The sequence below is a fragment of the Clostridium tertium genome (assembly GCF_017873245.1).
Taxonomy (GTDB): domain Bacteria; phylum Bacillota; class Clostridia; order Clostridiales; family Clostridiaceae; genus Clostridium; species Clostridium tertium.
This window is the reverse complement of record NZ_JAGGJY010000024.1, coordinates 1-25,946: the sequence shown is the minus strand read 5'-3', so window position 1 is coordinate 25,946 and position 25,946 is coordinate 1. Positions and strand designations below refer to the sequence as shown.

The window sequence follows — 25,946 nt, the reverse complement described above, 5'->3', positions numbered from 1 at the left end:
AATATGAAATATAATGCGGGAGAATACGATGTAGTAGTTGTTGGTGCTGGTCATGCTGGTTGTGAAGCAGCACTTGCAGCAGCTAGAATGGGATTAAAAACATTAATTTGTACTACTAATCTTGATTCTGTAGCTATGATGCCTTGTAATCCTAATATAGGAGGTACTGCAAAAGGTCACTTGGTAAGAGAAATAGATGCATTAGGTGGAGAGATGGGGGTTAATATAGACAACACATTTATTCAATCAAGAATGCTAAATACGTCAAAGGGGCCTGCTGTACATTCTTTAAGAGCGCAAGCAGATAAAAAGAAATACCAAAATAGAATGAAGAATGTACTTGAAAATCAAGAAAACCTTAGTTTGAGGCAATTAGAAGTTATAGAAGTAGATATAGAAGATGGAAAAGTTAAAGGTGTACTTACAAAGAATGGTGGATACTTCAGTTGTAAGGCTATTATATTAACTACAGGTACATATCTTAGAGCAAGAATAATAATAGGTGAGGTTACTTATAATAGTGGACCAAATGGATTAGCAGCTGCTAATGAATTATCACAATCATTAATCGATTTAGGAATATCATTAAGAAGATTTAAAACTGGTACTCCAGCGAGAATAAATAAAAGATCTGTTGATTTTTCAAAAATGGTAGAGCAACCAGGAGATGAAAAGATAGTTCCATTTTCATTTATGAGTGATGATATATCTAGGGAACAAGTTTCTTGTTGGTTAACTTATACAAGTGGAGAAACACATAAAATAATACAAGAAAACATAGAAAGATCTCCAATGTATAATGGATTAATCGAGGGGGTAGGACCTAGATATTGTCCATCAATAGAGGATAAAGTTATGAGATTCCCAGATAGGGAAAGACATCAATTATTTATAGAACCAGAAGGTGAAGATACTCAAGAGATGTATATTGGAGGAATGTCTTCATCACTTCCAGAAGATGTACAGTTACAAATGCTAAGAACTGTTCCTGGACTAGAAAATGTAGAGATAATGAGGACTGCATATGCAATAGAATATGATTCAATTGATCCAACTCAGTTAAAACCAACATTAGAATTTAAAAATTTCGATGGATTATATGGAGCTGGGCAATTAAATGGTAGTTCAGGTTATGAAGAAGCAGCTGCACAAGGGATAGTTGCTGGAATAAACGCGTCTTTAAAGATTAAAGATAAAGAGCCTATGATATTAACTAGATCTGATGGGTATATGGGCGTACTTATCGATGATTTAGTTACTAAAGGCACTAATGAACCATATAGAATGATGACATCAAGAGCTGAGTATAGATTATTATTAAGACAAGATAATGCCGATTTTAGATTAACTGAAATTGGGTACAAAGTTGGCCTTGCAACAGAAAAAAGATATCAAAGGTTCCTAACAAGAAAGAATAATATAGAAAATGAAGCAAAGAGATTAAAGGAACTTCAAATAACCAATAAGAAAGAAACAAATGAATTCTTAGTTTCAATGGGCTCAACAGAGCTTAAGAAGCCTATAAGCTTCTATGAATTAATTAAAAGACCAGAATTAGATTATTTTAGCTTAGCAAGCTTAGATATTGATAGACCTGACTATGAAGATGATATCGGGGAACAAATAAATATAATTGCTAAATATGAAGGTTATATAGATAGTCAATTGGATCAAGTAAGACAATTTAAAAAGTTTGAGAAGAAATTAATTCCTGAAGATCTAGAATATGCGGACGTAAAGGGATTAAGAACAGAAGCAATTCAAAAGCTATCTAATATTAGACCTGTAAGTATAGGGCAAGCATCAAGAATATCAGGGGTATCACCAGCTGATATATCAGTACTATTAATTTATTTAGAACATCAATATAAGAAATAAATTTCTTTGGAGGAACTATGGAATATTTTCAATTAATGAAAGAGGCTTCTTTAGAAGTAGGAATGGAATTATCAGAGAATCAATATGAGAAATTTATAAAATATATGAGATTACTTCAAGAGTGGAATGAAAAGATTAATCTTACTGCAATAACAGAAGATGAGGAAGTAATAAAAAAACATTTTATAGATTGTATTAAGGCTTTTAAATCAGATGCTATTAAGAATGCAAAAACTATAATAGATGTAGGAACAGGAGCAGGCTTTCCAGGTTTACCTATAGCTATAATGAATCCAAATGTTCAAGTAACATTATTAGATTCATTGAATAAGAGAATTAATTTTTTAAATACAGTTATTAATAATATAGGGTTAAAAAATGTAGCTACAATTCATTCAAGAGCAGAAGATGGTGCAAGAAAACCAGAATTAAGAGAAAAGTTTGATGTAGCCACATCAAGGGCAGTAGCAAATATGGCGGTCTTATCGGAGTTTTGTATGCCTTACATAAAAGTAGGTGGACACTTTGTAGCATTAAAGGGCCCTGCTATAGAAGAAGAAATTAAAGATGGACACAAGGCAATAGCAGTTTTAGGTGGAGAATTAAAAGAGATAATTGAGGTAAATATAGAAGAATCTAACCTGAAGCATAATATTGTAGAAATTAAAAAAATTAATAAATGCTCAAAGGTATATCCTAGAAAGGCAGGAACAATAAACAAAAAACCTATAAAATAGAATTAAATTCTACAATATAACTAAATAAAAATAGTCGATTAATAAAAATTTATTGATATATATGAGTCCATTTGTAATTTATTAAATTATAATAAACTAATTTGTCTTATAATATTAGATAATAAAAAGAAGGAAATTAGAGAAGAAAATAGAATTTTTACTTTATTGAATAAAATGGTAACTTAGAATAATAGGGGATGGTTGGGTGCATATGAATAGAGAAATTACAAGTATAAGTGTAAATAAGATATTTCCAAATACTTATCAGCCTAGAAGATTTTTTAACGAAGAAGCATTAGAAGAATTATCTCAATCTATAAAGGAACATGGAATAATTCAACCTATTACTGTTAGAAGAAGGGGAGAAAACTTTGAATTAGTAGCAGGTGAAAGAAGATGGAGAGCTGCAAGAATGGCAGAATTAGAAAATGTACCATGTAATATTATTGAAATAACTGATACACAATCTGCTGAAATAGCTTTGTTAGAGAATTTACAAAGAGAGGATTTAAATTTTATAGAAGAAGCTGAGGCTTATTATAATCTTATAAATGATCATAAATTTACCCAAGATGAATTAGCTAAAAGAATGGGTAAAAAACAATCAACTATAGCTAATAAGCTAAGATTATTAAAACTTACTCCGAGTGTTAGATCGGTTTGTATAGAAAATAAATTAACAGAGAGGCATGCAAGAGCGTTACTATCATTACCTAATGAAGAACTACAATTAAAGGTTGTAGAAAAGGTAATAAAGAATTCTCTTAATGTTAAAGCTACAGAAGAAGCAGTTAATAAAGAACTGTTAAAATTAGCTGGAGAAGAATTAAATAACAAAGAGAAGAAAAGGGTTAAGAGTGTATTTCCGGCAAAACTGTATGTAAACACTATAAAGCAAGTATTTGATAAGTTTAATATACCAGCTGAATATAAGTTTAAGGATGATGAGGAGTTTATACAAATAACAGTTTCTATACCTAAAAAATAACTTTAATAAGTATATTCTTATTTAATAAGAATATACTTATTTTTTTATGAATTTAAATTTGATTATTAATTTAATCAATTTTTATTATGTTAATCTTTTAATATTAGTAAAAAGTATATATAATATTAATATGAGAAGGGGGGTGAAGCTCTAAAATAGAGCTTTTATATGAAAAAGGTTTGTATATTTAATCAAAAGGGCGGAGTTGGAAAAACGACTACAAACATAAACTTATGCGCATATCTAGCTATGGAGGGTTATAAGGTATTAACAATAGATATAGATCCCCAAGGAAATACAACAAGTGGGTTAGGCTTAGATAAGAGAAATTTAGAATTATCAATGTATGATGTATTAACATCAGATGCCTCATTAAGAGAGGTTATATTAAAAAGTGAATTAGTACAAAATTTATTTATAGCTCCATCAACAATGGAGTTAGCAGGTGCGGAAGTTGAGATCATAGGTAAAGAAGATAGAGAAACTATTTTAACAAATAAAATTAAAGAAGTAGAGGATGAATATGATTTTATTTTCATAGATTGTCCACCATCATTAGGAGTATTAACAATTAATGCATTAACATCAGTTGAATCAGTATTAATACCAATTCAATGTGAGTTTTATGCACTTGAAGGAGTAGGACAGCTTATAAATACTATTCAATTAGTTAAAAAATCATTAAATAAAAACCTTGAAATAGAAGGTGTTGTAATGACTATGTATGATTATAGAACTAATTTAAGTAATGAAGTTCTTGAAGAAGTGAAGAACTTCTTTAATGAGAAGGTTTATGAAACTAAAATATCAAGAAATATAAGATTAGCAGAGGCTCCTAGTTTTGGATTGCCAATAATGCTATACGATGAAAAGTGCAAGGGCGCTGAATCTTATAAGTCATTAACAAAAGAGTTTTTAAGTAGGCAGTAAGTAGGTGAATAATTATGAATAAAAAATCAGCATTGGGAAAAGGGTTAGGTGCATTAATTCCTAATGATAACGGAAGTAAAGAAAATAATAAACCATCAGTTATATCTATAAATTTAATTAGAAGCAATGAAGATCAGCCAAGAAAGGCTTTTGATGATGAAAAGATAGCAGAATTAGCTCAATCAATTAAAGAACATGGAATAATACAACCTATAATTTTAAATAAAAAAGATAACAGTTATATAATAGTTGCTGGTGAAAGAAGATGGAGAGCTGCAAAGTTATTAGGATTAAAAGAAATACCAGCTATAATAATGGAGTTAACTGAAAAAAATATATTAGAGGTATCTTTAATAGAAAATATTCAAAGACAAGACTTAAATCCTATTGAAGAAGCTATAGCATATAAAAAATTATTAAGTGATTTCAATTTAACTCAAGAAGAACTTAGTAAAAGAGTAGGAAAGTCTAGAGTTGCAATAAGTAATGTAATAAGACTTACTAATCTTTGTGAAACTGTAAAGCAATATTTAATTGATGAAGTTATTACAGAAGGACATGGAAGGGTATTATTATCAATTGAAGACCCTGAAATTCAATGCGAAGTAGCTCAAAAGGTTATAGATGAAAAGCTATCTGTCAGAGAATTAGAAAGATTGGTAAGATATTTAGGATCTGAGAAAAAGGAAAAAGATAAAGAAAAAGTAAGGGAGATAAATCCATATTATAAGGATGTAACGGAAAGATTGCAAAATTATTTTGGAACTAAAGTAAGTATTAGCAATAAAAATAATAAAGGGAAAATAGAAATAGAATATTATTCAAATGAAGATTTACAAAGGATACTAGAAATAATTAATTTATAAGTGTTTCACGTGAAACATTATGAAATATATAAATTATGTTTCACGTGAAACATTTTATATTATTTCCTTATAAGATTTAGAGAGGAGCATTAAAAGTGGAAGATGTACTTAAAATAATAAATGAAAATTCACCTTTTATTATTGTTGGATTACTTATTATAATGTTACTACTTTTTATAATTGTAATTTATTTAATAAGATCTATAAATAAACTTGAAAAGAAATATAGAAGAATGATGAGAGGCGTAAATAATAAAAATTTAGAAGAACTTATATCTTCTAAGTTAGATGAAATAGATAAGGCTATGGAGTTTTCAAATGAGGCCCTTAATAAGTGTGACGTAATAAGGGAAGAAATGAAAGGGTGTGTAAATAAAATAGCTATAATGAGATATAAGGCTTTTCCTGATGTAGGAAGCGATTTAAGCTTTTCAATAGCAATATTAGATTCATATAATGATGGTGTTCTAATTACTGGAATTTATTCAAGACAAGATAGTACTACATATGCAAAACCAGTTGATAAGGGAATTTCAAGATATGAGTTATCTGAAGAAGAGTCATATGTCTTAAACGAAGCAATTAATAAAAAATAAAAAAATGAGAGTCTTATAGGCTCTCATTTTCTTGTAAATAATTTAATTTAGAAGGTTTATTAATATATTCAAATTCTTTAGATACTTTCAATATGAAATGATAAATACCTTTATATATGCAATCAGCTAGGCTCATTACTGTATACAATCGTGTATTTTGTAAAACTATAAACTCAAAGCTTCCTCCAATATTTACAATTCCTGTGATACTTAAATCTCCTATAGGGGGGAGGTTTTTATTTAAGGCTAATCCAGGTTGAAGAGGCTTTTTATCAATAAAAACTTTCCCTATATTGCTTATTTTTCCTAAACATGAATCTATAGCAATAATATAGGGGTTATCAAAATTCAAATTAATTTTATTTATTATTTCAATAAGGTTCTTAGAGTGAACAGGAGTTTCTAATGACCCATAAATGTGAATTTTATTTTTTGAAATGTTCTTTAATTTATATCCAATTAGTGGACCTAGGGAATCACCTGTACATCTATCGGTTCCTATGCAAATGAAGATTATATCTCTATTTGAGTGAAGTATATCCTTTAGGTTGTTATATAAATAATCTCTAATTTCCATATAAGAATTAGGCGATAATGAATCGATTGAAAATGGTTCATTCATAGAAAAACCTCCTTTATTGAAATTATTGACAATAAGGGAGGTTTATATTCAAGGTTATTTTGACTTTATTATTTTATTTATGCAGTCTATTGTGTAATTAATATCTGATTTTTCATTAAAGTAACTAAGGCTTAATCTTACAGTACCTGATGGGAAACTTCCTATAGTCTTATGTGCAAGTGGAGCACAATGAAGACCAGATCTATTTTTTATTCCAAAATCATTATCAAGAGCAAAGGATAATTCAGCAGTATCAATATTATTAATATTAAATGAAACGCATGAGGTATAATTGCTATTATTAATATCTTCGTAAAGAATTATATCTTTGATGTTAGAAATTTCGTTGACAAGATGATTCCTTAAAAATTTATTTTTATTATAAATAGTATTTATCCCTTCATTCTTAATAAATTTAATCCCTTCAACTAAGCCTACTATTCCAGGCATATTAAGAGTACCAGATTCAAATTTATCAGGTAAAAAATCAGGTTGTTCTAATGAATGAGACAAACTTCCAGTTCCTCCTAAAATAAATGGCTTACATATATTATTAAGACTATCATCTATTATAAAACCACCAATTCCTTGAGGACCAAATAAACTTTTATGTCCAGTAAAAGCTAGTGCACTTAAGTTAAGATCTGTAAAGTCTATATCTAATACTCCTGCTCCCTGAGCAGTATCTAATAAAAAAAATATATTTTTGCTTTTACATAAAGTTCCAATTTTCTTAATTGGTTGAATACTTCCTATTACATTAGAAGCTTGGCTAAGAACTACCATTTTAGTATTTATTTTTATGTTACTTCTAATTTCTTCAACAGAAACAAAACCAAATTTATCAGCATTTATAATATCTAATTCTATTATTCCTTTATTTTTTAAATTGACTAATGGTCTCAAAACAGAGTTATGTTCCATAGAAGATGTTATTACATGGTCTCCAGCTACAAGTGATCCATTTATTAATATATTTAATGAAGTGGTTATGTTATTAGTAAATATTACATTTTCAATAGAATTAAATTTGAAAAAATCAGATATAATTTCTCTTGCCTCAAATAAAAGTCTATTAGTTTGTAGAGCATTATTATGGTTAGAGCGGCCAGGGTTTCCTCCAATGTTAGTTAGAAAGTTGCATATAGAATCAACAACATTTTTAGGCTTAGGAAATGTTGTACTTGCATTATCTAAATATATATTCATAATTTACTCCTTTTAATTTATATAAGCTTAATTTTATAATAAAATTATAAGATACTTTAATAGTATTTACAAAATAATAAATTTATAAAATAAGGGGATTTTAAATGTAATAGAAGAGAAAGTCTTAAGTAAATTGGCTTTTGATAAAAAATACATATATTTAAATATAGTGAGTATTTTTATAAATGAATAAGATTATATAAAGTTATTAATATAGATTCTTAATTAAAACATATATATAATATAATTAAACATAAATAAACTTGAAAAGGGAGGACATTATGAAGTACTATATTATAGTTTTTAAAAATACGCTAGATGCTATGAATGGAGAAAAAGTGTTAAAGGAAGAAAATATGATCTTTAAGATGATGCCAACTCCTACAGCAATTACACAAAGCTGTGGAATTTGCATTAGAATAGAAGAAAAAAAATACATAGATGAAATTATATCAAGGGATAGTATAAGATATAAACATATATATGAGAAAGAGCAAAATGAGTTTAAAGAAATAATTTAATAGTATTAGAGGTGAGGTATGCAAAACTTATTAACATGGGTTAGTCCTGGTATAAATGATAATGGAAAGATTATTTTAAATGTGAATTGGGAAGAGGTCATGGGAAATGCAGTAAGTACTCTGGAATTTATACTTAATAAAGGAATAAGATTAATATTACTTATAGTTGCTATGTATCTTGCTATAAAAATAGGAGATAAGTTAATTGATAAGTTTGTAAAAAATCAGATTGAAAGTAAATTAAGCTTTTCAATGAATAGACAAAAGGCAATTACTGTAGGAGCTATACTAAAAAGTTCACTTAAATATGCTGTTTACATATCAGGAGCAGCAATAATAATAGGAAGTACATTTAAGGTATCAGCAGCTGTGTTGAGTGCTGTTGGTTTTGTAGTTGGTATAGGAGCACAAAGTTTAGTTAAGGATTTAATAAACGGTTTTTTTATACTTTTTGAAGATCAATATGGAGTTGGAGATTACGTAACTATAGGTGTTTATAGTGGTATAGTAGAAAATATTGGAATAAGATCTACTGTTTTAAAGGATTTTAGTGGAGATGTTCATGTTTTACCTAATGGAGCTGTGTTAGAAGTAACTAATCATTCAAGAGGAAATATGAGATTTATGGTTGATGTAGAAATTGCATATGAAGAAGATGTAGATAATGCAATTAGCTTAATCGAAGATACATGTAAAAATTTTGAAGAAAAAAATAAAGATGAAGTTAAGGAAGAGATAGAAGTATTAGGTGTTATATCATTAAATGCATCAGGAGTTACAATAAGAGTAGTTGGAAAATCAAAGCCTTTATCTCAATGGAAGATGGAAAGAGAATTAAGAAAAGAAATAAAGAAGACATTAGATGAGGCTGGGGTAGAGATACCATATCCAAAGACTCAAATAGTAAATAATAAATTTGTTTAATTTAAATGGTTGGAGGTTTAATTATGATAGAAACTTTTGATTTAGGTGATATAGTAGAAATGAAAAAGCAACATCCGTGTGGAAGTAAGGAATTTGAGGTTATACGACTTGGAGCAGATATCAAAATTAAGTGTACTGGTTGTGGACGAATAATAATGTTACCAAGAAGCAAATTTCAAAAAGATGCTAAAAAAATCGTTAATTTATAGTAATTAAATTTAAAACTTGCAAAAGAAAATGAATAATGTTACAATATTTAATTGTAATCCCTGCTGTGCAAAGCACAGCCAATGTCCGAGGGGAGGAGGTGAAAATGATGAGAAAGTACGAAACTATATTCATACTACACCCATCATTAGATGAAGAAGCTTGCAAAGCTAACATCGAAAAGTTTAAGGGTGTAATAGAAAACGGTGGAGGAACTATAGAAAATGTTGACGTTTGGGGTAGAAGAAAGCTTGCTTACGAAATCGCAAAAGTTAACGAAGGTTTCTATACATTAATCAACTTTAATGCTGATTCAGAACTACCTAAAGAGTTAGACAGAATATTCAGAATTACTGATGGTGTTTTAAGACACATCATAGTTAAACAAGAAGCGTAAGAGGTGATATTGTCATGAATAAGGTAATACTTATTGGAAGACTAACAAAAGATCCAGAGCTTAATTTTGCTGCTGGAAGTGGTACTGCTGTAACAAGATTTTCTTTAGCAGTAACAAGACCTTTTAAAAAGGATGAAACTGATTTTATCAATTGTATAGCTTTTGGTAAAACTGGTGAAACAATAGCACAATATCTTACAAAGGGCAGACAACTAGCTGTTACTGGAAGCATCAGAACTGGAAGTTATGATGCTAAAGATGGAACTAAAAGATATACAACTGATATAGTTGTAGATTCATTTGAGTTTATAGGATCAGGTAACAATGGGGGTGCTGGAAGAGACCAAGGTTCATATAACAATGGATATGGTTCTTCAAATACTGGTTCTGATTATTCAAATTCATCAAATAATTTTGGTGGAATGAATTTTGAGGAAGACATGACTCCTGTAGATGATGGAGATATGCCTTTCTAATTAGTCTAATAAGAAGGAGGGAATTAGCATGAAAGACATGAAGAGATCTGGAAAAATGAGAAGATCTAAGAGAAAAGTATGTGCTTTTTGTGTAGAAAAGGCTGAAGCAATAGATTACAAAGATATTACTAAGCTAAGAAAGTTCGTAACAGAAAGAGGTAAGATATTACCAAGAAGAATTTCTGGAACTTGCGCTAAGCACCAAAGAGAATTAACAACTGCTATAAAGAGATCAAGAAATATAGCATTATTACCATTCACAACTGAGTAGTATAATCAACCCCTGACATATCAGGGGTTTTTTATTATATTAATACAATTAATATTTTACAAAAATTGTAAAAGGCTTCATAATTTGTTGCAATAAAAGTAATTTATAATTAAAATATAAATACAAGGGTATTAGTATAGGGGTGAGCAGGGTGAAGAGAGATGATTTAAATATAATGGCTAATATAAAAATGATAGAAAAATTAAAAGCAAATTTATTATGTATAATAGGTGAATTCTATCATTTACTTACTAAGGGAAGTAATGTAGCTCAAGATGCAATTTTAAATTGCATATCAGGTGCTATACTCGTATTATATGTATTGGCTCAAAAATTAGGATATTCATGTCAAGATGTAGATGATGATATGAAAAAGAAATTACAAGTTGGTATAGCAGAAGGACATGAGTATGAAAAGGATGGGAGAAGCTTAAGTAAACTTCAATTACATTTAAAGGAGCACCATTAATCTTATGATATGGAATGATTTAATAAAAACAAGGCTTAAAAGTATTAAGCCTATAATTACACCACTTATTTTTGTAGGCGCATGTATAGGGTTTTATTATATAAAAAGCACTCTTTTAGGATCTATATTGTTAATTTTATTTATTATATTTAGCTTAAGTGAATATATGGTAAAAGGTAAATCTGATGATAATATAGAAAGAATCAAAGAAAATATAAATAGAGATATAAATAGTAATATATTAAATTTAATATTTCCGTTAGCCCTAATAAAAGAATCGGGAGAGATTTTTTGGAGTAATAAAGAATTCCAAAAATTTGTACCAAATGAAAATCCTATAGGATTAAATGTAGTTAGTATTGCTAGAGGGCTAAATTTATCTAGACTATTAACTTGTGATAGAGACTTGCATCAAAAAATAAAAATATTAGATTCTTTATATAAGGTATATGCAACTAAAATAGAAAAATATGATTTAAATGAAGAATTATATATAGTTTATTTTAATGATATAAGTAATTTGAAAAATATAGATAATACTAAAGAGAGTATAATGCTTATAGAAGTAGATAACCTAGCAGAAGCTTTAGAAACTACATTAGATAGCGATAGACCAATGTTAGTTGCTGAGATTGAAAAAACAATAAATTTATATGCTCAAAAACTTAAGGCAATGATAACAAAATATGACTCTAATAAATATGTCCTTTCAGTACAAGATAAATATATAGATGAAGAGATAAATAATAAGTTTTCTATATTAGAAGATATATCAAAAATAGATAGGGGAAATAAATTTGAAGTTACTTTAAGTATTGGTATCGGAAGAGGTGGAACTTGTCCTCTAGAAAATAATACATTTGCTGTTACTGCAAAAGAGTTAGCACTAGGTAGAGGCGGGGATCAGGTAGTTATAAAAAATAATGAAAAAATAAAATTTTTTGGTGGAAATACTAGAGAAATAGAAAAGAGAACTAGAGTAAGGGCAAGAGTTATATCTCATGCATTAAAGGAATTAATATATGAGAGTAGTAATGTTTTTATTATAGGTCATAAAAATCCTGATATGGATTGTTTCGGCTCATCTGTAGGAATATCATCTGTAGTAAAACAGTTAGGAAAGCCATGTAAAATCATATTAGGAGCGGATACTACAGCTATTGATTATTTCTTATCTAAACTAAAAAGTGATCCTAAATATGATAACTTATTTATTTCTAAAGAAGAAGCTTATGAACAAATTAATGAAAAAACTTTATTAATTATAGTAGATGTTCATAATAAAGGATATATATTAGATACAAGTATTGTTGAGAAGGCACAAAGAAAAATAATTATAGATCATCATAGAAGAAGCCCAGATATAGTTGAAGGTGCAATTTTAAATTATATAGAAGTATATGCCTCATCTACATCTGAAATGGTTACAGAAATTATTCAGTATATGGTTCAAAAGCCTAACTTATATAGATTGGAAGCAGAAGGTTTACTTGCAGGAATATTTATGGATACAAAGGGCTTTTCCTTTAAAGCTGGTGTTAGAACTTTTGATGCTGCATCATTTTTAAGAGGACTTGGAGCTGATACAATTGAAGTTAAGAAGATGTTTATGGATGATCTTGAGGATTATTTAGTTATTGCAGACACAATAAGGTCTGCAGAAGTTAAGAATGGTTTAGCTATTGCAGTTGCTCCTAAAAGAATAAAAAAGGGATTTATGGCAGCTAGAGCTGCCGATGAGCTACTAAATATATCTGGAATAAATGTATGCTTTGTATTAGCAGAGATAAATGGAGATATAACTATTAGTGGTAGATCTATAGGAGAAACTAATGTTCAAGTAATACTTGAAGCAATAGGTGGTGGTGGTCATATGAATATGGCTGGAGCTCAATTAAATAATACATCAATAGAAAGTGCTATAAAAATACTAAAACGATCAATAGAAGAACATTTAAAGGTGGGTGAATAACATGAAAGTAATATTATTACAAGATGTTAAAAAAGTAGGAAAAAAAGGAGACGTTGTTGATATATCAGACGGATATGCAAGAAACTTTTTATTTCCAAGAAAGTTAGCAGAAGAAGCAAATAACAATAACATGCACATCCTAAACACTAAGAAGGAAAATGAAAGAAAGAAGAAATTAGCAGAAATTGAAGCCGCACAAAAGTTAGCATCTGAATTAAAGGGCAAGGAAATTAAGATTGAAGCTAAAAGTGGAAATGGTGGAAGATTATTTGGAGCTATAACAAGTAAAGATGTAGCTGAATTAATAAATAAACAATTTAAATTATCAGTGGATAAGAAAAAAATAGTTATGGATACAATAAAGGTTGCTGGTAGTTACGATATAGAAATAAAGCTATATCCAGAAGTTTCAACTAAGATGAAAGTAATAATCACGCCGCAATCATAAGGAGGACTAAGTTTGAAGACTTATGACGAAACAAATATAGAAAGTATATTAGATAGTGAGTTATCTTTAGATGCACAAGTAAATGTTATAAATCAAATATTAAATAATGTATTAGATGAGGGAGCGGTAAGAGCAAGAATTGTAAGATTCAAACTTCAAAAGTATGCGAATTCTCCTAATATATGTGAAAGAGTATATGCATTAAATGTAATTGCCTCAGATGGAAAAGGTATAAAATCTGTACCAAGCGATGAGGAATTAAGAGGTGTACTAGAAGATACAATTTATTATATATCAGAAAACATAGCTAGAAAGTATGTTCAAAACAAAGTGGAAACACAAGTTGAAAAGGCACTTCAAGAAAGACAAGATAAATTTATGGATGATATTAAATTATCTATATTAAAAAAGCAAAAAGGTCCTGAAAGTGCAAAAACTACTAAGAAGCTAGAAAGATTAGAAGAACTAGATTCAAAAAAGATTAATAAAAACGTAATGAGTCTTTTAAGGCCTGAAACCTTTGATGAAGTAGTAGGGCAGGAGAGAGCAATAAAATCACTTATATCTAAAATGGCATCTCCATATCCTCAGCATATAATTTTATATGGACCACCTGGAGTTGGTAAAACTTCAGCAGCAAGATTAGCGTTAGAAGAAGCTAAGAAGTTACAGTCTACTCCATTTGATGGAGATTCTAAGTTTGTTGAGGTTGATGGAACTACGTTAAGATGGGATCCAAGAGAAATAACAAATCCATTACTAGGATCAGTTCATGATCCTATATATCAAGGTAGTAAGAAGGATTTAGCTGAGATAGGTGTTCCAGAACCTAAGACTGGACTAGTAACTGAAGCTCATGGAGGAGTTTTATTTATAGATGAAATTGGTGAATTAGATGAAATTCTTCAAAATAAGTTGCTAAAAGTATTAGAAGATAAAAGAGTTGAGTACTCATCATCTTATTATGACCCAGATGATGAAAACACACCTGAATATATAAAATATCTTTTTGAAAAGGGTGCCCCAGCAGACTTTGTTTTAATTGGTGCAACTACAAGAGAACCAGGGAAAATAAATCCAGCATTAAGATCTAGATGCACAGAGGTTTATTTTGAGCCATTATCACCTAGTGATATTAAAGGAATAATAGACAATGCATCTAAAAAATTAAATGTTCAATTGGAAGATGGAATTGCTGATCTTATAAGCAGATATACAATAGAAGGAAGAAAAGCTGTTAATATATTAGCAGATGCTTATGGCTATTCATTGTATCACTCAAAGGATAAAGGCAGCAATATAATTACACTTAAGGATGTAGAAGAAGTTATTTCTATAGGGAGATATGTACCTTATGAAATATTTGAGGATATAGATAAATCTCAAATAGGCCATACATATGGATTAGGAGTAAGTGGATTCTTAGGCTCAACACTAGAAATAGAAACTGTTGTATTTGAATCTAAAAAACCAGGAATGGGAACTATAAAGTTTAATGATACAGCAGGTTCAATGGCGAAGGATTCTGTATTTAACGCAGCATCAGTAATAAGAAGAATTACTGACAAAGATATAAAGGATTATGATATACATGTAAATGTAGTTGGTGGAGGAAAAATTGATGGACCATCAGCAGGAGCAGCAATTACTATTTCAATAATAAGTGCTTTACTAGAAAAACCTATAAGACAAGATATAGCTATAACAGGTGAAATATCATTAAGAGGAAATATTAAACCTGTTGGTGGAATATTTGAGAAGATATATGGTGCTAGAAGAAAAGGAATAAAACTTGTTGTTATTCCTAAGGCAAATGAAAAAGAAATACCATTAGAGTTAAAAGATATAGAAGTTAAAGCTATAAGTCATATAGAAGAATTGATGGGAATAGTATTTGAAAAGTAAATTATTAATTAAGCTTCCTTTTGGAAGCTTAATTTTATTTTATATAATATAAAAGTTTGATATAATATATTATTATGAAAAGGAAGGAGGTTACATATGGAAGCACCAATAATGAGGAGTTTACCTCAAAGTTTAGAAGCAGAACAGTCTGTAATTGGGTCCATGATAATAGATAAAAGTGCTATTGCTAAGTCTTTAGAAAAATTAAATGATGAAGACTTTTATAGAGATGGGCACAAGGTTATATTTAAGGCTATTAGAGAAATGTTCTCACAAGATATGGCTGTTGACCTTGTAACCTTATTAGAATATTTAAAATCAACAGATAACCTAGATAAGGCTGGTGGAGTTACTTATATATCAGAAATAAGTTCATCAGTAATTACGACTGCTAATTTAGAAGCCTATATAAAAATAGTAGAAGATAAATCACTATTGAGAAAGTTAATAAAATCATCTACAGCTATTATAGAAGAAAGTTACAATAAACAAGATAAAGTTGATGATGTATTAGATTTAGCTCAAAAAAAGATTTTTGATTTAGCAGAAAAACAAGGATCAAATGATTATGAACCACTTTCTACAGTTTTGGAAAGAGGATTTATAGAAATTGAAAGATTATTTAATAATAAGGGGTCAATAACTGGTGTTGGTTCAGGAATAAGAGATTTAGATGCTAAGACATCAGGATTCCAAAAAGGAGATATGGTTCTTATTGCAGCTAGACCATCTATGGGAAAAACTACATTTTCATTAAATATAGCAGAAAATGCAGCATTAAGGGAAGGAAAAAGTGTAGTTATATTTTCTTTAGAAATGCCTAAGGAGCAATTAGCATATAAATTGCTTTGCTCTGAAGCTAATGTTGATATGTTAAAGCTTAGAACTGGTAATTTAGATGATGATGATTGGGAAAGAATAGCTAGAGCTACGGGTCCTTTATCTAAAGCTAAAATCTATATAGATGATACGGCTGGTTTAAGTGTAATGGAAATGAGATCTAAATGTAGAAAGATAAAAATGGAACATGGAATAGATATGATTCTTATAGACTATTTACAACTAATGAGTGGTAGCGCTGGAAGTGAAAGTAGACAACAAGAAGTTTCAGAAATATCTAGATCTATAAAGGCTCTTGCAAAAGAAATGGAATGCCCTATAATTGCATTATCTCAGTTATCACGTGCCCCAGAGCAAAGAGCTGATCATAGACCAATGCTTTCGGATTTAAGAGAATCAGGGTCAATAGAGCAGGATGCTGACGTTGTTATGTTCTTATATAGAGATGAGTATTATAATAAGGAAACAGAAGAAAAGAACATAGGTGAATGTATTATAGCAAAACAAAGAAATGGCCCAGTGGGAACTGTTAAAATGGCTTGGATAGGATCACAAAGTAAATTTGCCAATTTAGAGCTAGTTTATAAAGAATAAAATAAGGCTATGCTTATGCATAGCTTTATTTTAAAATTTAATTTTGAGTTTTAGGAATTTTAAAGTAAATTAAATTAGCACAGGCAATATTTTCAGTATTGTTTATATCTACATTTTTTAAATAAAATGATCTTTTAAAATTTACTTTATTATTGTATTTATTTTTTAAGGAGAGATTTAAAATAAGAAAGTTGTTTATATACTTTATTAAAATTTCTTCCTTAGTTAAACCTCTAAGTAAAATATAAATGTCGTAGAACTTGTCTCTATTTACTACTTTAATAATAGGTTTTATATTTTCTTTTGAAGGATTAAACTCTAATAAATTATTTATTTTATTTTCTCTATCTGTGAGCAATAAATTATTTGTCATAACTATCCCTCCTTTATAGCTAGTTTATGTTTAAAATATAAAGCTATCCTATGAGTATAATGGTGAAACTTATAAATAATAATTAATTAAGAAATTTATTTACAATGAATTAAAGAGAAGGTGAAAGTAATGAATAAAAAAATAGGATTTATAGGTTGTGGAAATATGGGAAAAGCAATGCTTAATGGACTTATAAGTTCAAATTATATAAATATTGATAATATTATGGTATCAACAAGAAGTGAAGAATCAAAGAGTAATATAATAGATGAGTTTAAGGTAAAATGTACATTAGATAATATAGAGGTAGCAAAGTTTTCTGATATATTATTTTTGGCTATAAAGCCTAATATGTATAAAAAGGTTATTAACGAAATAAAAGGAAATTTAAAAAAGGATATTATAATAGTATCTATAGCTGCAGGAATAAATCTATCTGACTTAGAAGAATGGTTAGATAAAGATTATAAAATAGTAAAAACTATGCCAAATACACCAGCTTTAGTTGGTGAGGGAATGTCAGCTATTTGTCCTAATTTAAATGTAAATAAAGAAGAATTAAGACTTATATGCAATATTTTTAAAAATTTTGGTAAATATGAAATATTAGAAGAAAAGTATTTTGATGGATTTATTGCATTATGTGGATCATCTCCAGCTTATGTATTTATGTTTATAGAAGCTATGGCAGACGCTGCTGTAAAACTTGGAATACCAAGAAATAAGGCATATAAAATGGCGGAGCAAAGTATATTGGGATCGGCAAAATTGGCTTTAGATACAGGTAAGCATCCAGCTGAATTAAAGGATATGGTTTGTTCTCCAGGAGGAACAACTATAGAAGCTGTAACAGAGTTAGAAAGTAATGGATTTAGAAATGCAGTAATAAAGGCAATGGAAAAGTGCGCCGAAAAATCTAAAAATATGCAATAACAAGAGGAGATTTATTAAATCTCCTCTTGTTATTTTTAATTATAAAAATACTAAATTTATATAGTAAATAATAAAATATTATATTCTAGCAATCCCACTTTTAATTGCAGCTTTTCTAACTGCTTCAGCAACTGCTTTTTGAACATTTAAATCAAATGCCTTAGGTAATATAAAATCAAAATTCAGATCATTCTTATCTACAGAATTAGCAATAGCATATGCAGCTGAAATTTTCATTTCCTCATTAATATCGGAGGCTCTTACATCCAAAGCACCTCTAAAAATCCCAGGAAAGGCTAATACATTATTAACTTGATTTGGAAAGTCTGATCTTCCTGTACCTATTATTTTTACCCCAGCTTCCTTTGCATCATCTGGGAATATTTCTGGAATAGGATTTGCCATAGCGAAAATTATTGAGTCTGAATTCATGCTATTAGCCATTTCTTGTGTGATTAAGTTAGGAGCAGAAACCCCTATAAATACATCAGCACCAATTAAGGCATCTTTTAAATTGCCACTTATGTTATCTTTGTTAGTAATTAGGGCTAATTCTTTCATTGAATCATTTAAATTTGGATTATAAGAGCTAATTATTCCTGACTTATCGCATACTATTATATTTTTTGCGCCAAAGGAAACCAATAACTTGCATATAGCAGTTCCAGCAGAGCCAGCACCATTTATAACAATTTTTATATTTTTAATATCTTTATTAACTAATTTTAATGAATTTATTAAGCCTGCTAATACAACTATAGCTGTACCATGTTGATCATCATGAAAAACAGGTATATCTAATTTTTCTTTAAGTCTTTTTTCTATTTCAAAACATCTAGGAGCAGATATATCTTCTAAATTTATTCCTCCTAGGCCTTTAGATATCCTTATAATTGTTTCAACTATTTCATCAACATCTTTAGTATCTAAAACTAATGGAAAGGCATCTACATTTCCAAATTCTTTAAACAATATAGATTTACCCTCCATGACAGGAAGAGATGCTAAAGGACCAATGTCACCTAATCCAAGCACAGCTGTTCCATCAGATATTACTGCAACAGTATTCCATTTTCTTGTATAGATATAGGCATCATTAGGATCTTTATGTATTTTTCTACATGGTTCAGCTACTCCAGGAGTATATGCTAAACTTAAATCATTTTCATTAGATATTTTACATCTTGATGTTATTTCAATTTTACCTCTCAAGTTTTCATGATATTTTAGGGATTTCTCATAAATATTCATATTAATACTCCTTTTTATAGAATAAATTATTTATTTTAATCAAAAATATAAGTAATTACTATCTTCATTATACGAATTATATTAAATTAATGCAAAAAAATATTCGCAAATTAGTTGAAAGTTCATTTATGCTTTGATAATATGTTATGTGGAGATTAATATTAATTAATTTTATTAATGAAGGACTCATAGGTCCTTTAACAAGGAGGCAATGTAAATGTCAGCATTTGTTGTTCTAGGAGCTCAATGGGGAGATGAAGGAAAAGGAAAGATGACGGATTACCTTGCAGAAGAAGCAGAGGTAATAGTTAGATTCCAAGGGGGAAATAATGCAGGTCATACAGTTGAAGTTGGAGATAAGCAATATAAACTTCATTTAATCCCATCAGGAATATTATATGATAATAAATTAAATATTATAGGAAATGGTGTTGTTGTAGATCCTAAGGCTTTATTTACAGAGATAGATTACCTAGAAGGTGAGGGTGTTAAAGTTACACCAGAAAAACTTATAGTAAGTGATAGAGCGCATGTTATAATGCCATATCATAAGATTTTAGATAAACTAAAGGAAAAAGCTAGAGGGAAAAATGACATAGGTACAACAGGAAAAGGAATAGGACCTTGTTATACAGATAAGTTTGAAAGATCTGGAATAAGAGTATGTGATCTTATAAAGGAAAATATATTTAAAGAAAAATTAAAGGAAAATATAGATTCTAAAAATAAATATATAGTAAATGTCTTAGGTGGAGAAGAATTAAATTATAATGAGATACTTTCAGAATATCTAGAACTTGCAGAAAGATTAAAACCATATGTACAAGATACTTCAGTAAGGTTATATGATGAAATAAAACAAGATAAAACAGTTTTATTTGAAGGCGCTCAGGGAATGCTTTTAGATATAGATTATGGAACATATCCATATGTTACATCATCAAACACTACAGCCTGCGGTGTAGCTAGTGGCTCTGGAATTGGACCAACCATGGTTACTAATGCAGTAGGAATTGCAAAGGCATATACAACAAGAGTTGGCAAGGGGCCGTTTCCAACTGAATTAGATAATGAAATCGGTGGATGGATAAGAGAAAAGGGTCATGAATATGGAGTAACTACAGGAAGATCTAGAAGGTGTGGATGGTTAGATGCTGTCATATTAAAGACAACAGTAAGAGTATCAGGATTAACATCATTATGTGTGACTAAGATAGATACTTTAGCTGGATTAGAAAAACTTAAAATTTGTGTAGGATATAAGTTTAATGATAAAGTTATAGATTACTTCCCTGCAAGTTTAGATGATTTAGCAAAGTGCGAACCTATATATGAAGAGTTCGATGGTTGGAGTGAAGAAGTAGCAAATGCTAGAAGTTATGATGAATTTCCTGAAAATGCTAAAAAGTATCTAACAAGAATTGAAGAACTTACAGGTACAAAGATATCAATAGTTGGTGTAGGTCCAAGAAGAGATCAAACAATAAGAGTAACAAAAGAATTATAAAATATATAGGAGAGTATTAACTTTTATAATACTCTCCTTAATTATTTATGATATTGTATAAAAAAGAATATATTTAATAAATATTGTAAATAAATTGTGGTAAAATTAATATATATGTTAATATGATTTAAATATAGGAGGTGAATTTATGGAAGAGGGGAAAATTCATTTATCAGTTTCAGAAATATTATCGAGAGCATTTAATTTATGTAAAAATAATGTGTTAGAAATTTTAAAGGTTATTGGAATATTTATCGTTCCTACAATTGTAGTTTTATTTGGAGTAATCATAGGGATAGTTTTTTCAAGCTTAATAAATATTTCATACTCATACTCGTATTCATATTCTTATTTTGATGAAGCAATACCGTTCATAGGAATAGGAACAATATTTCTTATAATTTTAATAGCATTAATATCATCAGTATTGATGTTATATGCAAATGGAATTATAACTAAAATACTAGATGATGCTAATAAAGGAAATGAAGTAAGTTGGAGATCTGCCAATAAATATGTTTGGAAAAGAAAATGGAGTATTTTAGGATTAAATATATTAGTTTGGTTAATGACTTTTGCATTTGTGGTAGTAATAGCCTTATTAACAATGCTATTAGCTTTATTAACTGTTGGAATTGGATTAATAATATTAATTCCTTTAATAATTGCAATAATTGTTATTTTGACACCATTAACATCTTTATTTACTTCAATGCTAATAGTAAGGGATTTAACTATTACTGAAGCAATAGGGGAAACATTTATGCTATTTAAAAAGGGATATTTCTGGTCAACTATAGGGAAATTGGCAGCTATATCTGGAATAACAATTGGTATTGGATTAGTTTTAGCTATCATTCAAGTAATACCTTTAGTTGGGATAGTAATAGCTATAATAGGACAATATTCAATTCAAGCATATACAATATCTTATTTAAATATACTATCATTAGATAGAAGTAATATTGTAGAAAATTTTATAGATCCTATAATGTAAATTGAGAAAGGTTTATTTAACTAGATTATATTTAGTTAAATAGGCCTTTTATTTGTATTATTATGTATAAATGACCTTATACAAAACTAATACTATAAAAAGAAAACATAGTAGAGGTGAGTATATGATAAATAAAGATATGACCGTATTAGAGGCTATACAAGAAAATCCTCAAGTTGAACAAATATTATTAAGCTTTGGGATAGGATGTGGAATTTTTAGTAGTAATAGTAGAATTACAATAGAAGATATGTGCATAAAAAAGGGAATAGATATAGAGAGATTAATCAATGAATTGAATTATAATAGATTCTATTAAAATGAAGTTATAATAATCTTTAAGTATAGTTTTTTCAAAATTATATAAAAAGTGCTATAATTATAATAATACATCAACTCTGTAGAAATACAAGGTTTTGATGTTTGGATTAGGAGGATATTATGGGGAAAAGTTATAGTAAGGAATATGAATTGCATTATTATGATGTAGATAGCAATTTAAGATGTACAATGTCAACTATAATAAATATTTTATCTGATATAGGTACAAAACAATCAGAAGAGCTTGGTTCAGGTATGGAAAGTTTACTAGAAAATAATATGACATGGGTATTTTATAACTATCATGTAAAAGTATTTAGACATCCAATGTATGGAGAAAAATTATCAGTGAAAACTGAAGCAGTAGGGTTTAAGAAATTTTATGCTTTGAGGAATTATGAAATTAAAGATAGTAGTGGAAATATAGTTGTATCTGCTAATGCTATATTTTTATTAGTTAACTTAGAAAAAAGAAGAATGATGAGAATACCACAGGAACAATATAATGTTTATGGTGTGGATGGCGATATGAAAGAGGAATTTAAGCTTCCTAGATTAGAAAAGATTGATGAACATAAGTATCAAAGAAACTTCAAGATAAGATATACAGATATAGATTTTAATAAGCATGTAAATAATACTAAATACATTGATTGGGCTGTTGAGACATTACCAGAAGATATTGTAAATAATTATGTATTAAGTGAAGTTAAGGTAACATTTGAGAAGGAATGTAAATATGGCGAAGAAGTTAAGGTATTTACAGATGTTAGAGTAGAAGAGGGAGATGAAATAGTTACTATTCACAAAATAGAAACTGTTGATGGAAAAGAATTAACGAGATTAATTGGTCGTTGGAATAAGTGCTAGATTATAAAAGGAGTAATAAGCTGATTGTTTATTACTCCTTTTTTTATATTAAGAATTAGCTATATTTTTTGAAACAAAATTGCCTGAACTCCAAGCCCAATGGAGATTAAAGCCACCACAGTCGCCATCTACATCTAGTATTTCTCCACAAAAATATAAATTTTTAACTAGCTTAGATTCAAGTGTTTTTGGATCAACCTCTTTAGTGTTTATTCCTCCAATAGTAACTTGTGCTTGATTGAATCCATTAGTATCAATACATTTAAATTTCCAATTCTTTAATAAGTTAATAAGTCTTTTCTTCTCATCCCACTGTAAGTCATAGCAAGGCTTATGTAAATTTTCTATCTTAGCTTCCTTTAATAACGTTGGAATTAATTTTTTATTTACTATTCCAATTAAAGAATTTATAACAGGTCTATGAGAAAACATTGCAAAATGACTTTCCATAAAATCTTCTATTTCAGATAATGATTGATTAGGCATCATATCTACAATAATTTCAATGTTTTTTTTCTTTAATAAAGCTTTAGATGCATGACCTGAAATTTGAAGAATTGGAGGGCCTGATATTCCGTAATCAGTAAAGAGAATTTCTCCAAATTCTTTTCTTATGGGATCACCATCAACTAATAATGTTGCATACCCATCAAATTTTACTCCTGTTATGGATTTTAAATAAGGGTAACTCAACTTTAATTGAACTATTCCAGGAATGGTTTCAATTATTGAATGCCCAAATGATTTTGCTAAGTTATAAGCAGAACCATCAGATCCTGTTTTCACTGCTGATTTTCCTCCACAAGCTAAAATTAATTTGTTACATGTGAATAACTTATTTTCTTCGTTACTTGTGGATAACTTAAAAACATTTTTCTTGTGGATATCTTTTACTTTACAATCTGTGTATAAAGGAATACTTCGATCTTCTAAAGCTAATTTTAATATATCTACAACTGAAGATGCTTGAAGTGATTTAGGATACATTTTACCATTTTTTAATTCTACAATTGGAAGTCCTAATGATAAAAAGAAATTTTCAGTGTCATTTACACTAAAACTTGATAAAACATTTGTAAAAAAGCCAGGATTTTCGCTATGGTAGGAAAGGAAAGGAAATGAAATTGTTCTATTAGAGATGTTACAACGACCATTTCCTGTAGTTAATATTTTTTTTCCTATCCTATCAGTACCTTCGACTATGGCAACATCCAATCCAAAATCTTTAGCAGTAATAGCTGCTGATAAGCCAGAAGCACCACCACCAACTATAATTAAATCATGATGAATCATAATAAATCTCCTTAATAAATTAATAATTTTAATTTTATCATATTATAAATTTTTTGGTTAATATAATAATATTCTATATATGTAAAATTTTTTAGTAGCTCTTAAGTTTAGATATAAATTCTATTATATAAACCAGTAAATATGAGTTAATACACATTATAATATAAGTTCTTTAAAACTGTAATATTAAAAAAATATATATAATATAAATTTATAAATATGGAATAATAAAATAAGTAAAGAGATAAATAAATAAGGAATAAATGAAATACGGTTAGCTTAAATTACATGAGATATAGTAATGAGGTGAAATTATGATAGTTAAAGTAATTAATGAAGATAATGAAGATTATAATAAAGAATTTAAGTTAAGAAGAATGAACTATGATCAATGTGTAGTAAATTATCCTAACTCTAAGGGAATTAATATATTTTTAAATAAGGATTTGAGATTCATTCCAGAATCAGACGTAGATGAATTTTTAATAAATAATAAGGACTTTCTAAAAATAAAATTAAATAGGGGAATATCTTTACAATTTTATAAAATATTATTTGATAGTTTTAAGAATCAATTTAAAGAGTGTGTAGAAGAAATAAACTTATTAAAGGATAAGTACTCAGTAAATAAGAGAGGAATATGGGAAAAGGAGATAATCTGTATAATAAATAATAAGATTCCTATAAGGATAATTGCTAGTGGACAAAATTTTAGGAAAAGTAACTATAATATAAATATAGAAGAAATAAAGAAAGAAGAATTTTTAGAATTTTGTAATTTTGAAATGAATAAAATAAAAAAAGAAATAAAAGAAAATCAATCCCATTTATTAAGATATGAAAAGGTTATAAATGTAGTAAAGTTCGATAATGAAGGTACTAAATTATTGACTTAAATGCGCGTATAAATAAAGTAATTTAAAAATAAAAAAAAAAGTTGTTAAAAAGTGTTGACACTATATTAAAATTTATGTATTATAGTTAATGTGCTCGCCGACAGAACAGCTCGGTTGACAAAAGCAAAAAGAAACATGGCTCCTTGGTCAAGCGGTCAAGACACCACCCTTTCACGGTGGTAACAGGGGTTCGATTCCCCTAGGAGTCACCATTATGGAAGCATAGCTCAGCTGGGAGAGCATCTGCCTTACAAGCAGAGGGTCACAGGTTCGATCCCTGTTGTTTCCACCATAAATTTGGCTCAGTAGCTCAGTTGGTTAGAGTGCCGGCCTGTCACGCCGGAGGTCGAGGGTTCGAGCCCCTTCTGAGTCGCCACTTTAAAGTGCGATAAAAATTATTTGGCTCCTTGGTCAAGCGGTTAAGACACCACCCTTTCACGGTGGTAACAGGGGTTCGATTCCCCTAGGAGTCACCATATGGAAGCATAGCTCAGCTGGGAGAGCATCTGCCTTACAAGCAGAGGGTCACAGGTTCGATCCCTGTTGTTTCCACCATAAATTTTGGCTCAGTAGCTCAGTTGGTTAGAGTGCCGGCCTGTCACGCCGGAGGTCGAGGGTTCGAGCCCCTTCTGAGTCGCCACTTTAAAGTGAAATA

28 protein-coding genes and 6 tRNA genes are annotated in these 25,946 nt (G+C 29.0%); 29 read left to right on the top strand and 5 right to left on the bottom strand.

Going from position 1 to position 25,946, the window contains the following annotated elements:
- The first annotated feature begins 3 nt into the window (after positions 1 to 3).
- The 6 genes from mnmG (at position 4) to J2Z25_RS17690 (ending at position 5,995) form a co-directional block, all read left to right on the top strand.
- Positions 4 to 1,878 (top strand): tRNA uridine-5-carboxymethylaminomethyl(34) synthesis enzyme MnmG, encoded by a 1,875-nt coding sequence (mnmG, locus tag J2Z25_RS17715; RefSeq protein WP_209741503.1) that lies wholly within the window; start codon positions 4 to 6, stop codon positions 1,876 to 1,878.
- A gap of 17 nt (positions 1,879 to 1,895) precedes the next feature.
- Positions 1,896 to 2,615, top strand: a complete 720-nt coding sequence (gene rsmG / locus J2Z25_RS17710) for a 16S rRNA (guanine(527)-N(7))-methyltransferase RsmG (RefSeq protein ID WP_209741502.1) — start codon at positions 1,896 to 1,898, stop codon at positions 2,613 to 2,615.
- 211 nt (positions 2,616 to 2,826) lie between these two features.
- Positions 2,827 to 3,603 carry a nucleoid occlusion protein gene (gene noc, locus J2Z25_RS17705; protein WP_035284796.1) on the top strand — a complete coding sequence of 259 codons (777 nt, stop codon included), beginning with the start codon at positions 2,827 to 2,829 and terminating at the stop codon, positions 3,601 to 3,603.
- Between the two features lie 168 nt (positions 3,604 to 3,771).
- Entirely contained in the window at positions 3,772 to 4,533 is a 762-nt protein-coding gene (locus J2Z25_RS17700; RefSeq protein WP_008676160.1) for a ParA family protein, read from the top strand.
- Between the two features lie 14 nt (positions 4,534 to 4,547).
- The gene (locus J2Z25_RS17695) at positions 4,548 to 5,399 is read left to right on the top strand and encodes a ParB/RepB/Spo0J family partition protein (protein ID WP_008676159.1); all 852 of its coding nucleotides are present in this window, start codon (positions 4,548 to 4,550) and stop codon (positions 5,397 to 5,399) included.
- A gap of 95 nt (positions 5,400 to 5,494) precedes the next feature.
- Positions 5,495 to 5,995, top strand: coding sequence for a DUF4446 family protein (locus J2Z25_RS17690; RefSeq protein ID WP_008676157.1), 501 nt, complete (start codon positions 5,495 to 5,497; stop codon positions 5,993 to 5,995).
- A 13-nt stretch (positions 5,996 to 6,008) separates the two neighbouring features.
- Here J2Z25_RS17690 and yyaC read toward each other — a convergent pair whose 3' ends face one another.
- Together yyaC and J2Z25_RS17680 are read right to left on the bottom strand one after the other, a co-directional pair.
- Positions 6,009 to 6,617: a spore protease YyaC gene (gene yyaC / locus J2Z25_RS17685; RefSeq protein ID WP_209741501.1), complete on the bottom strand. Its 609-nt coding sequence runs from the start codon at positions 6,615 to 6,617 to the stop codon at positions 6,009 to 6,011.
- Between the two features lie 54 nt (positions 6,618 to 6,671).
- Positions 6,672 to 7,826, bottom strand: a complete 1,155-nt coding sequence (locus tag J2Z25_RS17680; protein ID WP_209741500.1) for an aminotransferase class V-fold PLP-dependent enzyme — start codon at positions 7,824 to 7,826, stop codon at positions 6,672 to 6,674.
- 281 nt (positions 7,827 to 8,107) lie between these two features.
- Between J2Z25_RS17680 and J2Z25_RS17675 the strand changes: the two genes are divergently transcribed.
- The 11 genes from J2Z25_RS17675 (at position 8,108) to J2Z25_RS17625 (ending at position 16,850) form a co-directional block, all read left to right on the top strand.
- Entirely contained in the window at positions 8,108 to 8,347 is a 240-nt protein-coding gene (locus J2Z25_RS17675) for a putative Se/S carrier protein (RefSeq protein ID WP_008676152.1), read from the top strand.
- A gap of 18 nt (positions 8,348 to 8,365) precedes the next feature.
- Positions 8,366 to 9,271: a mechanosensitive ion channel family protein gene (locus tag J2Z25_RS17670; protein ID WP_008676150.1), complete on the top strand. Its 906-nt coding sequence runs from the start codon at positions 8,366 to 8,368 to the stop codon at positions 9,269 to 9,271.
- A 23-nt stretch (positions 9,272 to 9,294) separates the two neighbouring features.
- Positions 9,295 to 9,480 carry a DUF951 domain-containing protein gene (locus J2Z25_RS17665; RefSeq protein WP_008676147.1) on the top strand — a complete coding sequence of 62 codons (186 nt, stop codon included), beginning with the start codon at positions 9,295 to 9,297 and terminating at the stop codon, positions 9,478 to 9,480.
- 107 nt (positions 9,481 to 9,587) lie between these two features.
- Entirely contained in the window at positions 9,588 to 9,875 is a 288-nt protein-coding gene (gene rpsF, locus J2Z25_RS17660) for a 30S ribosomal protein S6 (RefSeq protein WP_035284774.1), read from the top strand.
- Positions 9,876 to 9,889: 14 nt separating this feature from the next.
- A complete protein-coding gene (locus tag J2Z25_RS17655) occupies positions 9,890 to 10,351 on the top strand; it encodes a single-stranded DNA-binding protein (RefSeq protein ID WP_008676144.1) in 462 nt (153 codons plus the stop codon).
- A gap of 28 nt (positions 10,352 to 10,379) precedes the next feature.
- Positions 10,380 to 10,622 carry a 30S ribosomal protein S18 gene (rpsR, locus tag J2Z25_RS17650; RefSeq protein ID WP_008676141.1) on the top strand — a complete coding sequence of 81 codons (243 nt, stop codon included), beginning with the start codon at positions 10,380 to 10,382 and terminating at the stop codon, positions 10,620 to 10,622.
- Positions 10,623 to 10,773: 151 nt separating this feature from the next.
- Positions 10,774 to 11,091 carry a MazG-like family protein gene (locus J2Z25_RS17645; protein WP_008676140.1) on the top strand — a complete coding sequence of 106 codons (318 nt, stop codon included), beginning with the start codon at positions 10,774 to 10,776 and terminating at the stop codon, positions 11,089 to 11,091.
- Between the two features lie 4 nt (positions 11,092 to 11,095).
- Positions 11,096 to 13,063 carry a DHH family phosphoesterase gene (locus J2Z25_RS17640; RefSeq protein ID WP_008676137.1) on the top strand — a complete coding sequence of 656 codons (1,968 nt, stop codon included), beginning with the start codon at positions 11,096 to 11,098 and terminating at the stop codon, positions 13,061 to 13,063.
- A gap of 1 nt (position 13,064) precedes the next feature.
- A complete protein-coding gene (gene rplI / locus J2Z25_RS17635) occupies positions 13,065 to 13,511 on the top strand; it encodes a 50S ribosomal protein L9 (protein ID WP_008676135.1) in 447 nt (148 codons plus the stop codon).
- Between the two features lie 12 nt (positions 13,512 to 13,523).
- Complete coding sequence (gene lonC, locus J2Z25_RS17630; RefSeq protein ID WP_209741499.1) at positions 13,524 to 15,416, top strand: Lon family ATP-dependent protease; 1,893 nt, start codon at positions 13,524 to 13,526, stop codon at positions 15,414 to 15,416.
- Positions 15,417 to 15,512: 96 nt separating this feature from the next.
- Positions 15,513 to 16,850, top strand: a complete 1,338-nt coding sequence (locus J2Z25_RS17625; RefSeq protein WP_008676131.1) for a replicative DNA helicase — start codon at positions 15,513 to 15,515, stop codon at positions 16,848 to 16,850.
- Positions 16,851 to 16,887: 37 nt separating this feature from the next.
- Here the strand turns inward: J2Z25_RS17625 and J2Z25_RS17620 are convergent, their stop codons facing one another.
- A complete protein-coding gene (locus J2Z25_RS17620; protein ID WP_008676128.1) occupies positions 16,888 to 17,223 on the bottom strand; it encodes a hypothetical protein in 336 nt (111 codons plus the stop codon).
- A 129-nt stretch (positions 17,224 to 17,352) separates the two neighbouring features.
- Between J2Z25_RS17620 and proC the strand changes: the two genes are divergently transcribed.
- Complete coding sequence (gene proC / locus J2Z25_RS17615) at positions 17,353 to 18,156, top strand: pyrroline-5-carboxylate reductase (RefSeq protein ID WP_142419210.1); 804 nt, start codon at positions 17,353 to 17,355, stop codon at positions 18,154 to 18,156.
- A gap of 78 nt (positions 18,157 to 18,234) precedes the next feature.
- On the opposite strand, the gene J2Z25_RS17610 is transcribed toward proC, so the two are convergent.
- Positions 18,235 to 19,407 carry an NAD(P)-dependent malic enzyme gene (locus J2Z25_RS17610; RefSeq protein ID WP_195624507.1) on the bottom strand — a complete coding sequence of 391 codons (1,173 nt, stop codon included), beginning with the start codon at positions 19,405 to 19,407 and terminating at the stop codon, positions 18,235 to 18,237.
- A 217-nt stretch (positions 19,408 to 19,624) separates the two neighbouring features.
- Between J2Z25_RS17610 and J2Z25_RS17605 the strand changes: the two genes are divergently transcribed.
- The 4 genes from J2Z25_RS17605 (at position 19,625) to J2Z25_RS17590 (ending at position 23,102) form a co-directional block, all read left to right on the top strand.
- Positions 19,625 to 20,914 carry an adenylosuccinate synthase gene (locus J2Z25_RS17605; RefSeq protein WP_209741498.1) on the top strand — a complete coding sequence of 430 codons (1,290 nt, stop codon included), beginning with the start codon at positions 19,625 to 19,627 and terminating at the stop codon, positions 20,912 to 20,914.
- Positions 20,915 to 21,062: 148 nt separating this feature from the next.
- Positions 21,063 to 21,911: a hypothetical protein gene (locus J2Z25_RS17600; RefSeq protein WP_209741497.1), complete on the top strand. Its 849-nt coding sequence runs from the start codon at positions 21,063 to 21,065 to the stop codon at positions 21,909 to 21,911.
- Between the two features lie 124 nt (positions 21,912 to 22,035).
- Positions 22,036 to 22,230: a DUF1858 domain-containing protein gene (locus J2Z25_RS17595; protein ID WP_008676118.1), complete on the top strand. Its 195-nt coding sequence runs from the start codon at positions 22,036 to 22,038 to the stop codon at positions 22,228 to 22,230.
- Positions 22,231 to 22,352: 122 nt separating this feature from the next.
- Positions 22,353 to 23,102, top strand: a complete 750-nt coding sequence (locus tag J2Z25_RS17590; RefSeq protein WP_008676117.1) for an acyl-[acyl-carrier-protein] thioesterase — start codon at positions 22,353 to 22,355, stop codon at positions 23,100 to 23,102.
- Positions 23,103 to 23,150: 48 nt separating this feature from the next.
- Here the strand turns inward: J2Z25_RS17590 and J2Z25_RS17585 are convergent, their stop codons facing one another.
- Positions 23,151 to 24,395: a BaiN/RdsA family NAD(P)/FAD-dependent oxidoreductase gene (locus J2Z25_RS17585; RefSeq protein ID WP_209741496.1), complete on the bottom strand. Its 1,245-nt coding sequence runs from the start codon at positions 24,393 to 24,395 to the stop codon at positions 23,151 to 23,153.
- Positions 24,396 to 24,709: 314 nt separating this feature from the next.
- Here J2Z25_RS17585 and J2Z25_RS17580 point away from each other — a divergent pair, with 314 nt between their 5' ends.
- The 7 genes from J2Z25_RS17580 to J2Z25_RS17550 all read left to right on the top strand — a co-directional run bounded on the left by J2Z25_RS17580 (position 24,710) and on the right by J2Z25_RS17550 (position 25,931).
- Positions 24,710 to 25,291 (top strand): hypothetical protein, encoded by a 582-nt coding sequence (locus tag J2Z25_RS17580; protein ID WP_209741495.1) that lies wholly within the window; start codon positions 24,710 to 24,712, stop codon positions 25,289 to 25,291.
- Positions 25,292 to 25,428: 137 nt separating this feature from the next.
- Positions 25,429 to 25,503, top strand: a tRNA-Glu gene (locus J2Z25_RS17575).
- 4 nt (positions 25,504 to 25,507) lie between these two features.
- Positions 25,508 to 25,583: transfer RNA gene (locus J2Z25_RS17570), tRNA-Val, on the top strand.
- A gap of 7 nt (positions 25,584 to 25,590) precedes the next feature.
- Positions 25,591 to 25,667, top strand: a tRNA-Asp gene (locus J2Z25_RS17565).
- Positions 25,668 to 25,692: 25 nt separating this feature from the next.
- Positions 25,693 to 25,767 (top strand) — tRNA-Glu (locus J2Z25_RS17560).
- 3 nt (positions 25,768 to 25,770) lie between these two features.
- Positions 25,771 to 25,846, top strand: a tRNA-Val gene (locus J2Z25_RS17555).
- A gap of 8 nt (positions 25,847 to 25,854) precedes the next feature.
- Positions 25,855 to 25,931: transfer RNA gene (locus J2Z25_RS17550), tRNA-Asp, on the top strand.
- The last annotated feature ends 15 nt before the right edge of the window (positions 25,932 to 25,946 follow it).